This window comes from Rhodoluna sp. (genome assembly GCF_024639375.1).
In the GTDB taxonomy this organism is placed as follows: Bacteria; Actinomycetota; Actinomycetes; order Actinomycetales; family Microbacteriaceae; genus Rhodoluna.
Genome location: NZ_JAHEIM010000022.1, coordinates 3457 through 17457, shown reverse-complemented (window position 1 = coordinate 17457; position 14001 = coordinate 3457). Strand labels below are relative to the sequence as shown.

Below are 14001 nucleotides of genomic sequence, written 5' to 3'. Positions count from 1 at the left end.
CTACTTTCTGATTTCGTTTACTGCGTCGGTAATTGCTTTTGCCATCAGAGTTGAATCTGAACCGATGGCGATAAATTTGAAACCCATCTCTACGTAAAAGCGAGCGATGGTTGTATCTGAAGCCAAGATGCCAGCGACTTTGTTCTGTGCGTTTGCCGCAGCCAAAACTTTTTGCAGTGCGTCTAGAAACTTTGGATTCTTGAAATCGCGAGGCACTCCAAGTGCGTAGCTCAAATCAAGTGGGCCAACAAAAAGTGCGTCAACGCCTGGCACAGCAGCAATTTCTTCAACTGCTGCTAGCGCACCAATAGTTTCGATTTGCACAAGGCATGCAGACTTCGAAACTGGGTTTAGCGCTTCAAGATCTTTACCCCAGGCAACTGCGCGGTTATATGTAGCTACTCCGCGATCTCCATTTGGTGGGTAGCTCATGTGCTGCACGGCTTCTTGAACCTGGGCAACAGTGTCAACGCGAGGAATCATGACACCGGCAACACCAGCATCAAGCACGCGGCCAATGCGGATGCGCTCTGATGATTCAACGCGCACCAAGGTTGGCACACCGTATCCTCCGGATGCAACCACGGTGGGTGAAACCTGTTCTTCGCCGCCGCCGCCGTGCTCTAGGTCTAACAACACCCAGTCCACGCCACTAACTGAAGCAACCTCTGCTGCCAATGGCGATGCCAAACCCAAGAAGGTGCCAACGGTTAGTTGGCCCTTCCTAAGGGTTTCTAAAAAGCCGCCTTGGCTGAGTGGAGATTTCATTAGTAGTGGAATCTCTGTGTCTTCAGGCCTGCGTTGTAGTCATCCGAAGTTGCCTGGATCCAAGGTGAGTTCTCGTGAACCTCAGCCGGCGCAACGTCCCACCAAACTTCAGAAGCAGGAAGGTTTGCGTGTGGAATGGTTGGAACCACGATTACAACCGGGCCTTGCTCATCGCGGGTGTCATCTAGCACCTTGGCAAATTCGGTGGTGGTCATTGGGCGGAATGCCTTGGCGCCCATACCCTCTGCCATCTTCACAATGTCAAGGAATAGGTAGTCACCTTCAAGACGAGGAGCCTTGCCAGCGGCTTCTGCCGACTCGGTCACAACTGGGCCGTCTTGACGGTAGCGGAACTCGTTGCCGAAGCTGTTTCCCACGCGCCACATCTGCAAACGACGAATCACTTGGTATCCGTGGTTTTCAGAAACAACGATGGTTAGAGGCAAACGCTCTTGAGCTGCAGTTACCAATTCGGTTGGAGCCATGGTCCAGGTGCCGTCACCAATAAATGTGGTGATGCGGTTGGCTGGGTTTGGGTTTGCAAGGCGAACACCAATTGCGGCAGGCAATTCATAACCCATGCAAGAGAAGCCAAACTCAAGGTGTGCGAAGCGACCTTCGGTTGCATCCCAAACTTTTTGAACGTCACCCGGAGGGCCACCAGCACCGGCGATAATTACGTCGCCTGAGCGTGCGTGGTTTTGCATCACGCCAAGCAACTGACCCTGAGTCATGATTGCGTCGGTGTCTTCTGAGAATGCAGGGTCAAGTGTTGACTTGTCGAATGTGAAGTTCACATCAAGAGCCGCGTTGCGAGCCTTAACCCAAACTGCATTCTTCTCGATAATTTCTGCTGTCCATTCGGCAGGAACTTTGTAACCGGCAACTGCTTTGGTGAGAGCTGAAAGGGCAAGCTTTGCGTCAGCAACAACCGTGGTTGCGCCCTGCTTGATGCCATCAAATTCAGAAACGTTAATCGAAACGAATTTAACCTTTGGGTTCTGGAAGATTGATTGCGATGCAGTTGCAAAGTCAGTCAAACGTGTTCCAACGTGAATGATTAGGTCAGCCTTGTTAACCAACTTGTTGGTTTCTGGTGAACCTTCAAGACCGATGCCCCAAACAGCCCAGTCGGCCTTCTTCTGAATGGCACCCTTGCCACCAAATGTTTCGGCAACTGGAATACCGGTTGCATCCGCAAGTGCTTCAAGTTCTGCGGTTGCCTTTGAGTAGATAACGCCACCACCAGCAATGATTAGTGGGTTCTTTGCCTGCTTGATTGCAGCTGCAACTTCTGCTACTTCATCAAGGCTTGGCTCTGGGCGACGAATCTTCCAGTCGTGTGGCTCAAAGAAGCTCTTCGGAAAATCGAATGCGTGTGACTGAACATCCTGAGGCAATGAAATTACAACTGCACCGGTCTCGACTGGGTTTGCCAAAACACGGAAAGCCTTTGGCAACGAGTAGAGCAACTGCTCTGGGCGGTTGATGCGGTCGAAGAATTTAGCCACCGGGCGGAACGCGTCGTTGACTGTTAGGTCTGGAGCCTGTGGGTTTTCAAGTTGCTGCAGCACTGGGCCCTGGCGACGAGTTGCATATGTGTCACCCGGTAGCAGCAAAAGTGGAATGCGGTTTACGGTTGCAGTGCCTGCAGCGGTGACAAGGTTAAGTGCACCTGGGCCGATAGATGCGGTAACCGCGATTACCTGGGTGCGCAGTGTGTGCTTGGCAAAGGCTGTTGCTGCGTGACCAAGCGCCTGCTCGTTGCGGCCCTGAACAAAAGGCAGTTCGTCGCTTAGCTGGTCAAGCGCTTGGCCCAAACCGGCAACGTTGCCGTGGCCAAAAATACCCATTGCAGCTGGAACGAAACGCTTGCGCACTCCATCGGTGACCGAGTACTGAGCCGCAATATATTTAACAACGGCCTGCGCAACGGTTAGGCGAACTGTTTCGCCATAGTTAGGTGTTACCATTTTTGCTCTCCTCGATTCCTTTAGTTCCACGCTTGACCGTGCATGATTACGGTTTTAACTTCTGTCATTTCTGCGATTGCAGAACGCAAACCCTCTTTACCAATTCCACTCGACTTCATGCCGCCATATGGCATTAGGTCTGCTCGCCACAATTGAGTCCAGTTGATGTGAACCACTCCAGATTCAATTTCGCGCATCGCTTGAATTGCTGAATTCATGTTGTTGGTAAATACACCCGCACCCAATCCGTAGATTGTGCTGTTGGCCAACTCGATTGCGTGAGTCACATCGCGTGCAGAGCTAACTGCAACTGCTGGACCAAACAATTCATCCTGAGCAAATGCAGAGTATGGGTCAACGTTGGTAACGATTGCTGGCTGAATAACAGTGCCATCTTGCTCGCCACCGGTTAGCAATGTTGCGCCATCAGCAACTGCTGTGCGAATTGATTGTGCAACTCGGTCTGCTTCGGCCTTTGAAATTAGCGTGCCAACTTTTGTGTCTGCAGCAGAAGGGTCGCCGACTTTGATCGCTTCAACCTTTGGCTGAAGTGCAGCCAAGAAGTCGCCCATGATTGATTCTTCGACAATTACGCGCTGTGCCGAAATACAAACTTGACCCGCGTTGATGTAGCCACCTAGTGAAATTGAGTTGGCTGCATATTCGATGTCGGCATCTTTTAGAACAACAACTGGGCCTGACGCGCCAAGTTCTAGTGAAAGTTTTTTCACACCTGCAACGCGTGCAATGTGCTCACCTGTGCGAGTAGAACCGGTGAATGAAACTTTACGCACACGCTTGTCGCTAACCAATGCGTCACCAAGCAATCCACCAGCACCGGTGATGACCGACAAAACTCCGTCTGGCAATCCTGCATCGATGAAGCACTGTGCCAATGCAATTGCAGTTAGCGGTGTTGAACGAGCAGGCTTAAGCACAACTGAGTTACCAGCAGCAAGTGCAGGTGCAAGTTTGTGCAACACCAAAAGTGCTGGGTAGTTAAACGGGGTGATTGCAACAACAACACCAACAGGCTGCTTGATGGTGAAACCAACTTTGTCGAATCCAGTTCCTTTGTTTGCATCAAGTGGCAACGTCTCGCCATAAAGTTGCGCGCCTTCATAGGCAGCCAATCGCATGATTTCACCTGAGCGGCTAGCTTCGCCACGGGCTTCAACCAAACTCTTGCCGTTTTCGGCACTGATGATCTGCGCCATCTCTTCTTGGCGTTCATCGGCCAAAGCCGCAGCCTTCAGCATGATTGCGAAGCGCTCGTGCGCAGGGGTTCTGCGCCATTTTTCAAAACCAATCACCGCAGCAGCAATTGCCGCTTCGACGTCGTCGAGATTTGCGGTGGCTACTTCGCCCACCACACGGTTGTCGAAAGGTGACTTGACCTCTTCGAATGCCCCGGATTTTGGCGCCACATAGTGACCGCCAATGATTAGGTTATTGCGCTCCATTGCGATTTCTACCTTTTGCTAAGCCGACCAGATTCAACTCTGGAACGGTCCGATTTTTCACCCAACTAAAACTGCTGTCAACTTTGTCCAATTGTCCAAATTAGGGTTGGACAAAATTGCTGGAATCCCTAATAACCAAGCGCGGCACCAGCAAAAGGTTCTTGCCCTCGGCCTCGCGCCAAACCGATTCGTCAGCAGAAAGAATCTCGGCTGCTCGCATGGCAATCGCCACCTTTTCTTGCTCAATCGAAGTGAGCGAGATGCGACTTAGCGCAGAAATGTAGGTGTTGTCGAAGCCCGTGACAGCAACCTGGCCGCCACCCGCCTTCTGAAAAGACTCAACAGCTTCTTGCACACCAAATGCAACCACGTCGTTAAAGCAAATCAATGCAGTTGGCTGCGGTTCACCTTGCAAGGCAATCTTGGCTGCCGAATAGCCGGCTTCCTCGGTGCGATCACAAAATTGCATGTGCGGGGTCAGCTTGTATAGATCCATAGCCTTTTTAAAGCTGGATATGCGAGCTGTCGAGACATCGCTGTCATCAGGACCTACATAAGACACGGTCTGATGGCCCTTTTCAACCAGGTGCTGAACAATTTGGCGCATTGCCTCGTCTTCATCAATGCGCAAAACAATCGCACGCTTCAATCCGGAGTGCACCGTGGTGGCGATCACAATAGGCACTTCTTCGGGCACTTGCTTCAGCGAGGCTTTGTCTGGCAAGTCGCCAATCACCAAAATGCCGCGTGGCTTCAGGTCGAGCAGGGTTTGCACGGTTGATTTTTCAAGCACACGTTTGCCATTTTGCATCGAAATAATCGCTGCGGTCATAAAAGTTTGGTGGCCGCGCTCGAGCAAAGCCTTGCGAGCGTGATCGGCAACCTCGGTAAATAGCGGGTTGTGCAGGTCGACCACCAGAATGGCGATGAAGTTGCTGAGACCACTGCTTAGTGAGCGAGCCCATACGTTTGGGGTGAAGCCCAGTTTTTTGGCGGCAGCCATAACTTTGTCTCGGCGGGCCTGGCTAACGCCCTCGTCGCTTGAGAACACCATCGAAACGAGTGATTTGGACACTCCAGCCTCGGCGGCAACGTCGCGAATAGTGGGTCTTTTGTTGGTCTTCATTGACAACTTTCAAGTTCAGTAGGCTCCAAACTACACCGAAATTTTGGACCTGTCCAATGGACAAAAACCCAGATAATTATTGGCCTCTAGAAAGGTTGCGGTTGCATAACAAACTCGTGGAACGGTCCGAATATGTATTTACATGCTGACATACTCAGGATTGTCAGAACTCGTTATGTTCCTTTCAAGTTCTGCATACAAATACTCGACGATGAGAGGTTAGTAAATGTCACTAAAGAAGTACGCAGCACTAGCAGCCGTGGCTGCTCTTGCTCTAGCAGGTTGTGCATCACCTGCGGCAACTCCAACTGATGGTGCCGGAGCACACTCAGACCTAAAGATCTGTGTTTACACACACGGCGACGGCGGCACTTTCTGGACCGTAGCTCAAAAGGGTGCAGAGGCTGCGGCTGCAGACCTAGGCGTAACTCTTGACTACCAGGGTTCAACCAACGACGCTGCAAAGCAGGCTTCAACAATTGACGCAGGTGTTGCTGCTGGATGTAGCGGTATCGCTGCTTCGGCACCAGACCCAGAGGCAATCAAGGCTGCGATGCTTAAGGCGCACGACGCTGGCATCCCAACAGTAACCATGAACTCAGGTTCAGCAGTGTTCAAGGAACTTGGCGCTTTCACACACGTTGGTCAGGATGAAGTTATCGCGGGTCGCGAAGCTGGTCTTAAGTTCAACGAGATGGGCGTAAAGCACGTTCTTTGCCCAATTCAGGAAGCTGCAAACGTTGGTCTTGAAGACCGTTGCAAGGGTCTTGCTGAAACCTTCACCGGTAAGGCAGAGAACTTCAACCTTGATGGTGGTCTTGCTGACCTAACCGCAGCTGCAGCAAAGCTTGCAGCAGCATTCAAGGCTGACAAGACAATCGACGCTGTGTTCGCTTTGAACGCTGACATCGCTGCGAAGGCAGTTCTACCTGCTGCTGAAACTGCTGGCGTGACTCTAAAGGTTGGAACCGTTGACATGTCTCCTGAGGCACTAGACGCAATTGCAGCTGGCACCATGGAGTTCGCAATTGACCAGCAGCAGTATGCACAGGGCTACATGTCAGTAGTTCTTTTGTACCTAGCTCTAACCAACAGCAACGAACTTGGTGGCGGTCTTCCGATCTACACCGGTCCTGGCTTCGTAACCAAGGACAACGTTGCAGCGGTTAAGGACCTAGTTGCAGCTGGCACACGCTAGTCTCTAGCAAGTAATAAACATCGAGGTGGGCTAGGGAATAGTTCCTAGCCCACCTTTTACTTTCTGGTTCGCCGAACCAAATTTCAGAATCAAAAAATTAGTTAGGTCACAAATGACAAAGTCGTCAACAGTTGATGAGCGCGTAAGAACCGCGAGCATCTTCCAAAAAATTCTGCGCCGGCCCGAATTCGGTGCCTTCTTGGGTGCAGTAGCAATCTTCATTCTTTTCGCATCAACCGACACCACAGGCAACTTTGCCGGCCCGGGCGGCATCGCCGGCTGGACTGACATCGCTGCCCCAATTGGCATCGTTGGCATTTCAGTTGCTCTGCTAATGATTGCCGGTGAGTTCGATCTTTCGACCGGTGTAATGGTTGGTACCACAGGCTTGCTAGTAGGCATGATGGTTACCGAACTTGGCATGAACATCTGGCTTGCAATTTTCATCGCTCTGCTATTTGCTGCAGTCGTTGGATTTATCAATGGCTATGTTGTTGTCAAGACCAAGTTGCCTTCATTCATTGTTACCCTGGCAACCTTCTTCGTGTTGAAGGGTGCAAACATGGCTTACACAAAGTTTGTTACCGGCTCAGTTCGCGTAACCGGCACAGACAAGGCTGAGGGCTTCGACTCTGCAGCGGCAATCTTTGCTTCGACTTTTGGCAGCGACAACTTTCAGATTTCACTTCTTTGGTGGCTAGGCCTAACCATCGTGGCAACCCTAGTGTTGACTCGCACTCGCTTTGGAAACTGGATCTTCGCGGTTGGTGGCGACGCTAACGCAGCGCGCAACGCGGGTGTGCCAGTTGACCGAACCAAGATCATCTTGTTCATGTACACCGCAATTTCAGCGGCGCTGGTTGGCATCATGTTCGTGCTTCGCCTAAAGGGCATGCAGGCTGGCCAGGGAGTTGGCCAGGAGTTCTACTACATCATCGCTGCTGCGGTGGGTGGAACCTTGCTAACCGGTGGTGCTGGCTCGGCTATCGGTGCAGCCATCGGTGCATTGATCATGGGTATGGCTTACATCGGTATTCCATTCTCACGTTGGGATTCAGACTGGACCTCAACATTCCTAGGAATCATCTTGTTCACAGCAGTACTGATTAACCTCTACATCGGCCGCAAGGCGAAGGGTGGCAAAAAATGAGCAGCAAAAACGCACTCGAACTAAAGAACGTAGAGAAGAGCTTCGGCAGCGTTATCGCGCTGCAGAACGTTTCAGTAGCTGTTGAAAAGGGTTCGGTAACTTGCATCCTTGGCGACAACGGTGCTGGTAAATCAACCTTGATCAAAGTGCTTTCTGGCGTGCACAAGCCATCAAAGGGTGAGTACTTGCTTGATGGCGTGCCAGTTGAGTTCAACTCACCGCGTGACGCACTAGCTAACGGAATCGCAACCGTGTTCCAAGATTTGGCAACCATTCCACTTATGTCGGTATGGCGCAACTTCTTCTTGGGCAACGAGATTCGCACCCAGGTTGGCCCTTTCAAAGTCTTGAACGTAAAGAAAATGAAAGAGATCACCAAAGAGCAGCTATTGGCAATGGGCATCGACCTGCGCGATGTAAACCAACCAATCGGAACCCTATCTGGTGGAGAGCGCCAGTCAGTTGCGATTGCACGTTCGGTTTACTTTGGTGCAAAGGTTCTGATTCTGGACGAGCCAACATCAGCTCTTGGTGTTCGTCAGTCTGGAATCGTTTTGAAGTATGTTCTTGCGGCTAAGGACCGTGGAGTGTCAGTGGTTTTCATTACCCACAACCCTCACCACGCACACCTTGTTGGTGACCGCTTCTACCTATTGAACCGTGGTCAAATGATCAAGCGTTTCGATCGCGACACAGTTCAGCTAGAAGAACTAACCAAGGCCATGGCTGGTGGTGCAGAGCTTGAAGCTTTGACACACGAGATCAACGTGGTACGCAAGTAATAGGTTCAACAGTTACTTCTAATGCCCCCGGCTCTCGAGTCGGGGGCATTAGATTTAAATCATTCAACGGTGAAGCAATTTCTAAGGATGCAATGAAGCAGCAATCAGAAACAGTGCGCGGTTACCTGCTGTCGTTTTTCGCAATCATCGGATTCGGCTTCACTTTCATTGCCGTCACACTCGGAGCCGAGAGCTTCGACCCCATCACAATGAGCATCGGTCGAGTTGTGCCCGCGGGAATCCTCTCGGTTATCGCTTTGAAGGCTATGAAGCAACCAATCTTGCCGCCGCGCGAGGCCTATCCACTAATCATCGGTTCATCACTTGGTGTAATTATTGGTTTTCCGCTGCTTTCGACTTTGGCACTGCAAACTGTGCCCGCCGCGGATGCTGGCGTGATTGGCGCCCTTACGCCGATGGTGACGGCAATCGTGGCGGTGTTTATTGGTCACAAAAAACCAAGGCCTATGTTCTGGGCAGCCGCAGCCCTAGGTGCCGGTGGCGCTATGGCGTTGGCCTATTTCAAAGCCGGCGGTGAAGTTGGTGGCGGCGCTTACTGGGGATACATCGCCCTAGCCTTTGCAGTGCTGTTTGCCTCAATGGGGCACATCTCAGGTTCAACCCTGGTGGCTAAATACTCTTCGTTTGCGGTGCTTAGCTGGGCGGTAATCATTTCGATTCCGGTGCAGTTGCCAATTGCAATCGTCAACTGGTCGATCAACCCGATTACCGAGTGGCCGACTTGGCCGGCAATTTTGGGTTACCTATTTGTGAGTTGGTTCTCGCTATCAATTGGCAACTTCATGCTCAATCAGGGCTTGCACACAATTGGCCTGGTGAAGGGCGCGCAGTTGCAGTTGCTGCAACCAATCGTCACGATGATTTTGTCGATCTTGGTCTTGCACAAAGCGGTTTCACCAATCACTTGGATTGCCGCCGCATTGATTCTCACCAGCGTGGCCTGGAGTCAGCGCTTCAAAACTAAGTAGCGCTTATCGCCCTGCGAAATTAGTCGCGGTGCAACAAGTCGTGACGAACGATAATTGCGTCACGTGCCGGGCCAACACCAATTGCAGAAATTCGAGCGCCGCTAATCTTTTCAAGCGCAACGATGTAATCCTGTGCGTTCTTAGGCAGCTCTTCAAATTTGGTGCAACCAGTGATGTCTTCGGTCCAACCAGGAAAGTTTTGGTAGATCGGAACAGCGTGGTGGAAGTCAGTTTGCGACACTGGCATTTCATCGAAGCGCTTGCCGTCAACGTCATAAGCAACGCAAACAGGAATCACCTTTAGACCTGTAAGCACATCCAGCTTGGTCAACACAAAATCGGTAACACCGTTGATGCGAGCTGAGTAGCGTGCAATCGGTGCGTCATACCAACCGCAGCGACGTGGGCGACCAGTGGTAGTTCCAAATTCAAAACCGGTTGCGCGCAAGAACTCGCCGTTCTCGTCGAACAACTCGGTAGGGAACGGGCCGGCACCAACGCGAGTTGTGTAGGCCTTCACGATTCCGATAACTGTCTTGAACTGGGCTGGGCCAATGCCAGAACCAGTTGATGCGCCACCAGCGGTTGAGTTAGAAGATGTGACGAACGGATAGGTTCCGTGGTCAACGTCAAGCATGGTTGCCTGGCCGCCTTCGAACAAAACTGTCTTGCCTTCTTCAATTGCGTTGTGCAATTCCAAAGCGGTGTCGGCAACCATAGGGCGCAAACGCTCGGTGAACTTCAACAGTTCGGCCACGATGTCGTCCACGCGAATTGCAGCGCGGTTATAAACCTTGGCAAGCAAGTTGTTCTTCTGAACCAATGCGCCTTCGATTTTTTGACGCAAAATGCTTTCGTCAAATAGGTCTTGAATGCGAATGCCAACTCGGTTGATTTTGTCGGCGTAGGTTGGGCCAATGCCGCGACCGGTAGTACCGATTGCGCGGCTACCCAAGAAGCGCTCTGAGACCTTATCCAAAGTCACGTTATAAGGGGTGATCACGTGTGCGTTTGCAGAAACGCGAAGCTTTGAGGTGTCGATGCCGCGAGCGTTTAGAGCCTCGATTTCGTGGAACAAGACCTCTAGGTCGATGACCACGCCGTTAGAGATAACCGGGATAACCCCAGGGGTCAAGATGCCAGATGGCAGCAGGTGAAGAGCGTATTTCTCGTTGCCAATAACCACGGTGTGGCCGGCGTTGTTGCCGCCGTTGAACTTGACCACATAATCGATGTGCTCGGCTAGCAGGTCAGTGGCTTTGCCCTTGCCTTCGTCGCCCCATTGAGCGCCAATAATCACTACTGCAGGCATGATGCTCCCCTTTGCCTAAAAAGAAGGATTTGCACGCGATGGCGTACAGCCAAGTTTATCGCTTATTAAAGACGTGCTGCATTACCCATTGGTGCATTGTGATGGCCGCAGCCGCCGAGGCGTTGATTGAACGGGTCGAGCCAAACTGGGTGATCTCAAGCACCACGGTGGCAGCCTCGATGGCAGCTTCACTCAGCCCCGGGCCCTCTTGCCCAAAAAGCAGCACGCATTCTTCGGGCAAGGCATACTCTTCAATGCGTTGGCAGTCAGGCACGTTGTCGATGGCAATGATTGGCAGGTTGCGGCCTTTGGCCCATTCCACAAATTCCTCTACAGATGGGTGGTGGCGCACATGTTGGTAGCGGTCGGTCACCATTGCGCCACGGCGATTCCAACGACGGTTACCAATGATGTGAACTTCTTCGGCCAAGAAGGCGTTAGCGGTGCGCACGATTGAACCGATGTTTAGATCGTGCTGCCAGTTTTCAATGGCTACGTGATATTTGTGGCGACGCTTGTCGAGGTCGGCAACAATTGCTTCCATCTTCCAGTAGCGAAAGTGGTCGAGCACATTTCGGGTGTCACCGTTTTGAAGCAACTCTGGGTCAAAGTGCTCTTCGGTAGGCCATTCGCCCTGCCACGGGCCAACACCCCAAGTGGTTAGTTCGGGTGAGGCGTTTTCGTCTTCGGTTGGTGTGGTGTTTTCAATCTCAGCCATTGGCGCGCTTTCTTTGCATTGCATAAATTGCCAACGAGGCCGACGCGGCACTGCCAACAATGACTCCCATGGTGCCAGATGCGCTGGCTAGTGAACCTTGCGCAAACGACAAGCTATTCATTAGCAACGCAACGGTAAACCCAACTCCACCGAGCAAAGCGATTGGAAACAGGTTTTGCCAATCAATTTGAGTTTTTGAAATTGCGCCCGCCACATAAGTGCCCAACAAGATTCCTGCCGGCTTGCCAAGAATTAGACCGGCGATTACACCATAAATAATTGGTGAATTTAAAACTGCGGATTGGTCTTTTACTGAAATGTGCACACCAGCTTCGAACAGCACAAAAAGTGGCAAACCAATTAGTGAATTAAATGAATCAAGTTTTGAGTGAATTGCGGCACCAGCACTGCGTGGCCATGCGAGACCCACCGCAACGCCAATCACTGAGGCAAGTGAAAGCAAGCTGAAACTTGAAGTGTAAAAAATTGCGATTACCAAAATCGCGAGAACGTCATCGACCACCGCAACGGTGAGCAAAAAAGCGCGCATTTCGGTTGGCAGCTTCTTGCCAAAAATTGCCAAAATTGCGAGCGCGAAGGCAATGTCGGTTGACATTGGAATTGCCCAGCCCGCAAGACTGCCGGTGTGCATATTAAAAAGAGTGAAGACCAATGCGGGAACAATCATTCCGCCAATAGCGGCAGCAATTGGAAGGGCTGCCTTGCGTGCGTTACTGAGCGAACCAACACTCAGTTCGTGACGCAGCTCAATTCCCACGGTGGCAAAAAAGATAAAGATCGCTGCCGCAGGCAGCCAATTAAATTGGTGAATCCACTCATAGCTAGCCAAGGCAGCAGAGTTGGACCAAAATAATGCCGCGAGCGCGCTCCCCAAGAGCAATGCGCCGCTGAGTGTTTGCTTGGCGTTTGTATCCACTTTGCAAGTCTATTTTGCGCGGCGGGTATCCTTGACCTATGGCAGATCGCAGCAATATCACTTCTTGGCTCACCGACATGGATGGCGTGCTCGTGCACGAAGGCCACGCTATCCCAGGCGCATCTGAGTTGATTGCAAAGTGGCAATCGGCCGGCACCCCCTTTTTGGTGCTCACCAACAACAGCATTTACACCCCGCGCGACCTCTCGGCCCGTCTCCAGGCTGGTGGCCTAGATATTCCTGAAGATCGCATCTGGACTTCGGCGTTAGCCACGGCAGCATTTCTAGACAAGCAAATGCCCGGTGGCACTGCTTATGTGATTGGTGACGCTGGCCTAACCACAGCACTGCATGAAGTTGGCTACGTGCAGACTGACAATAACCCTGACTACGTGGTGCTGGGCGAGACCCGCAACATCAACTTTGAGTCAATCACCAAGGCGGTTCGCCTAATCAAAGCTGGAGCACGTTTTATTGTCACCAACCCAGATGTGACCGGCCCTTCACAAGAAGGCGTGATTCCGGCAGCAGGATCATTCGCAGCGCTGATCACCAAGGCAACCGGCATGGAACCTTATGTGGTTGGCAAGCCAAACCCAATGATGTTTAGAAGCGCAATGCGCAAGATTGGCGCACACTCAGAGACCACCGGCATGATTGGTGACCGAATGGATACCGACGTGGTTGCTGGTATTGAAGCCGGCTTGCACACCGTGTTGGTGCTTACTGGAATATCGGATACCGAAGAAATCAAGAAGTACCCGTTCAGACCAACTGAGATTTTGAACTCAGTTGCCGATTTGATCTAGTACTCGTAATTTGGAGCCGCTGCTGCGGCGCCGATGATTACTAATATCCAAATAATTCCAAGTGCAATCCAGATCCAACCCACAACAATCGCAATTGTGGCAAGGCCGTCGCCCTCCTTGGGGTTGTTTGGATTGCGCACTTCAGTTCGGGCTGAGTATCCCAAAATCAACCCAAGTAATGGCACAAAGAAAGCGACTATTACAGCCACAACCGCAATCCCAGGTGTTGGGCCGAGTGGCACATGAGTGTAGCCGGGCGGTAGAACTCGATCGCCACCCGCGCCTTCGCTCTGCACGGCATCAATTTCAGAATTGTCTTGACGCGGCAGTCGGCCAACTGTTGCCTCGCCTCGACAAACTTCGCAACGGTCATAAAATTCCGAAGTCACGACGTACTTCATGCACTCCGAGCAATATCGTTCAAGCGTAGTTGTCGTTTTGTTTTGCTTGAGATGAATTCTCTGGGCAGCTTCAACTCCAACATTGACAACAGGGTTCGTGAAACGACGATCGTTTTGATGAGTAGAACAATAACGACAAAGTTTGGCGTTTATCTGAATCTTTTCAGCACAAGCTATGCACTCTTTTGTTTCATCTGACATAATTCCCCCAAATTACTGATCATCAATTGCTCTAGAAAAGGAGCGCTTCAGCACTGAGCTTTAACTACCGGCGCAACTCCGGCAATGCTTAGTGCAACGTTGTATTTCTCGATGAATTGCATTTCAACTACTGAAATCAGCTGTGTTGATTTCTTTCATGTACTTGCTGAAGGT

At 51.4% G+C, this 14001-nt stretch carries 13 protein-coding genes; 5 read left to right on the top strand and 8 right to left on the bottom strand.

Features of this window, described 5'->3' with window-relative positions:
• From Q0L28_RS06525 to Q0L28_RS06510, 4 genes are all read right to left on the bottom strand, one after another.
• Complete coding sequence (locus tag Q0L28_RS06525) at positions 1-768, bottom strand: aldolase/citrate lyase family protein (RefSeq protein WP_296633197.1); 768 nt, start codon at positions 766-768, stop codon at positions 1-3.
• Complete coding sequence (gene iolD, locus Q0L28_RS06520; RefSeq protein WP_296633196.1) at positions 768-2741, bottom strand: 3D-(3,5/4)-trihydroxycyclohexane-1,2-dione acylhydrolase (decyclizing); 1974 nt, start codon at positions 2739-2741, stop codon at positions 768-770. Before iolD ends, Q0L28_RS06525 begins: the two co-directional genes overlap by 1 nt.
• 20 nt (positions 2742-2761) lie before the next feature.
• Positions 2762-4204, bottom strand: a complete 1443-nt coding sequence (locus Q0L28_RS06515; RefSeq protein ID WP_296633193.1) for an aldehyde dehydrogenase family protein — start codon at positions 4202-4204, stop codon at positions 2762-2764.
• A 100-nt stretch (positions 4205-4304) separates the two neighbouring features.
• Complete coding sequence (locus Q0L28_RS06510; RefSeq protein WP_296633191.1) at positions 4305-5330, bottom strand: LacI family DNA-binding transcriptional regulator; 1026 nt, start codon at positions 5328-5330, stop codon at positions 4305-4307.
• A gap of 226 nt (positions 5331-5556) precedes the next feature.
• Here Q0L28_RS06510 and Q0L28_RS06505 point away from each other — a divergent pair, with 226 nt between their 5' ends.
• From Q0L28_RS06505 to Q0L28_RS06490, 4 genes are all read left to right on the top strand, one after another.
• On the top strand, positions 5557-6528 hold the full coding sequence (locus tag Q0L28_RS06505) for a substrate-binding domain-containing protein (RefSeq protein ID WP_296633190.1): 972 nt from the start codon (positions 5557-5559) through the stop codon (positions 6526-6528).
• A 112-nt stretch (positions 6529-6640) separates the two neighbouring features.
• The gene (locus tag Q0L28_RS06500; protein ID WP_296633187.1) at positions 6641-7678 is read left to right on the top strand and encodes an ABC transporter permease; all 1038 of its coding nucleotides are present in this window, start codon (positions 6641-6643) and stop codon (positions 7676-7678) included.
• Positions 7675-8460, top strand: coding sequence for an ATP-binding cassette domain-containing protein (locus Q0L28_RS06495; RefSeq protein ID WP_296633185.1), 786 nt, complete (start codon positions 7675-7677; stop codon positions 8458-8460). Before Q0L28_RS06500 ends, Q0L28_RS06495 begins: the two co-directional genes overlap by 4 nt.
• A 92-nt stretch (positions 8461-8552) precedes the next feature.
• Complete coding sequence (locus tag Q0L28_RS06490) at positions 8553-9449, top strand: DMT family transporter (protein WP_296633182.1); 897 nt, start codon at positions 8553-8555, stop codon at positions 9447-9449.
• A 19-nt stretch (positions 9450-9468) separates the two neighbouring features.
• On the opposite strand, the gene Q0L28_RS06485 is transcribed toward Q0L28_RS06490, so the two are convergent.
• Genes Q0L28_RS06485 through Q0L28_RS06475 form a run of 3 tightly spaced genes read right to left on the bottom strand, consistent with a single transcriptional unit; the run spans position 9469 to position 12416 of the window.
• Positions 9469-10761, bottom strand: a complete 1293-nt coding sequence (locus tag Q0L28_RS06485) for an adenylosuccinate synthase (protein ID WP_296633177.1) — start codon at positions 10759-10761, stop codon at positions 9469-9471.
• 55 nt (positions 10762-10816) lie between these two features.
• Positions 10817-11479 (bottom strand): TrmH family RNA methyltransferase, encoded by a 663-nt coding sequence (locus Q0L28_RS06480; protein WP_296633176.1) that lies wholly within the window; start codon positions 11477-11479, stop codon positions 10817-10819.
• Complete coding sequence (locus tag Q0L28_RS06475) at positions 11472-12416, bottom strand: Na+/H+ antiporter NhaA (protein WP_296633174.1); 945 nt, start codon at positions 12414-12416, stop codon at positions 11472-11474. The genes Q0L28_RS06480 and Q0L28_RS06475 overlap by 8 nt, the downstream gene beginning before the upstream one ends.
• Positions 12417-12454: 38 nt before the next feature.
• Here Q0L28_RS06475 and Q0L28_RS06470 point away from each other — a divergent pair, with 38 nt between their 5' ends.
• Entirely contained in the window at positions 12455-13225 is a 771-nt protein-coding gene (locus Q0L28_RS06470) for an HAD-IIA family hydrolase (protein ID WP_296633171.1), read from the top strand.
• On the opposite strand, the gene Q0L28_RS06465 is transcribed toward Q0L28_RS06470, so the two are convergent.
• Positions 13222-13614 carry a DUF4190 domain-containing protein gene (locus tag Q0L28_RS06465; protein ID WP_296633170.1) on the bottom strand — a complete coding sequence of 131 codons (393 nt, stop codon included), beginning with the start codon at positions 13612-13614 and terminating at the stop codon, positions 13222-13224. The two genes, Q0L28_RS06470 and Q0L28_RS06465, sit on opposite strands and share 4 nt — an antisense overlap.
• Positions 13615-14001: the final 387 nt, after the last annotated feature.

Bases quoted from the DNA above. Each gene is read 5' to 3' on its own strand.
- Q0L28_RS06500 (WP_296633187.1), top strand. From the start codon at position 6,641: ATGACAAAGTCGTCAACAGTTGATGAGCGCGTAAGAACCGCGAGCATC.
- Q0L28_RS06490 (WP_296633182.1), top strand. From the start codon at position 8,553: ATGAAGCAGCAATCAGAAACAGTGCGCGGTTACCTGCTGTCGTTTTTC.
- Q0L28_RS06515 (WP_296633193.1), bottom strand. From the start codon at position 4,204: ATGGAGCGCAATAACCTAATCATTGGCGGTCACTATGTGGCGCCAAAA.
- Q0L28_RS06480 (WP_296633176.1), bottom strand. From the start codon at position 11,479: ATGGCTGAGATTGAAAACACCACACCAACCGAAGACGAAAACGCCTCA.
- Q0L28_RS06525 (WP_296633197.1), bottom strand. From the start codon at position 768: ATGAAATCTCCACTCAGCCAAGGCGGCTTTTTAGAAACCCTTAGGAAG.
- Q0L28_RS06510 (WP_296633191.1), bottom strand. From the start codon at position 5,330: ATGAAGACCAACAAAAGACCCACTATTCGCGACGTTGCCGCCGAGGCT.
- iolD (WP_296633196.1), bottom strand. From the start codon at position 2,741: ATGGTAACACCTAACTATGGCGAAACAGTTCGCCTAACCGTTGCGCAG.
- Q0L28_RS06505 (WP_296633190.1), top strand. From the start codon at position 5,557: ATGTCACTAAAGAAGTACGCAGCACTAGCAGCCGTGGCTGCTCTTGCT.
- Q0L28_RS06485 (WP_296633177.1), bottom strand. From the start codon at position 10,761: ATGCCTGCAGTAGTGATTATTGGCGCTCAATGGGGCGACGAAGGCAAG.
- Q0L28_RS06495 (WP_296633185.1), top strand. From the start codon at position 7,675: ATGAGCAGCAAAAACGCACTCGAACTAAAGAACGTAGAGAAGAGCTTC.
- Q0L28_RS06470 (WP_296633171.1), top strand. From the start codon at position 12,455: ATGGCAGATCGCAGCAATATCACTTCTTGGCTCACCGACATGGATGGC.